Here is a 232-nt window from a genome sequence, read left to right as displayed (position 1 = left end):
TCAATAGAGAGTTTACAGCTCATGTCCCTAATCAGAAGTGGTGTACAGATGTGACCTTCTTGCAATATGGATTAGGGGGCAAGGCTTATTTAAGCGCTATTAAAGACCTTTATGACGGCTCTATCGTGGCTTACCATATCAGTAAGCATAATGATAATCCTCTTGTTATGGAGAACCTAAGAAAGGCTATGGAAGCTAATCCAGATGCCACACCACTCATCCACAGCGACAG

At 42.7% G+C, this 232-nt stretch carries 1 protein-coding gene; it reads left to right on the top strand.

The annotated features are described in order from the left end of the window. Positions 1-232: DDE-type integrase/transposase/recombinase (locus HA044_RS10185; protein ID WP_187540917.1), on the top strand; the 232-nt coding region annotated here is incomplete at both ends.

This window comes from Streptococcus sp. IMAU 99161 (assembly GCF_014435245.1).
Lineage (GTDB): Bacteria > Bacillota > Bacilli > Lactobacillales > Streptococcaceae > Streptococcus > Streptococcus lactarius.
The sequence above is the reverse complement of the archived record's forward strand: the minus strand, read 5'-3'. Positions and strand labels throughout refer to the sequence as shown.